This window comes from Marinobacter iranensis, from assembly GCF_029207565.1.
Taxonomy (GTDB): domain Bacteria; phylum Pseudomonadota; class Gammaproteobacteria; order Pseudomonadales; family Oleiphilaceae; genus Marinobacter; species Marinobacter iranensis.
Map to the genome: position 1 here is coordinate 1 of NZ_JANCMW010000403.1, position 236 is coordinate 236.

The 236-nt window shown below is 75.4% G+C and carries 1 protein-coding gene; it reads right to left on the reverse strand.

All coding sequences use genetic code 11. The features are described 5' to 3' along the window. Positions 1-236: DNA polymerase III subunit delta (locus NLU14_RS22875; RefSeq protein ID WP_275710925.1), on the reverse strand; the 236-nt coding region annotated here is incomplete at both ends.

A 236-nucleotide genomic window follows, 5' to 3' on the forward strand; every position in this document is an offset into this window, starting at 1 on the left:
CTCGCGCGGCCGCCTGGATGGCGATGCCGAGCGACGATTCCGTCCAGCCGGCGAGGTCGCGGCGGGCCCGGTCGACCTGCCAGTCCTTCATTCCGATGCGCGCGGCGAGGGCGCCGGACGGTTCGCGGGAGCCGGCCACGCGCGCCATGGTGCGCAGCTTCGACGCGATGGCGGCGACCATCGGGACCGGATCGGCGCCCGAGGCGAGAGCGTGCCGGAGGGTGATGAGGGCGTCG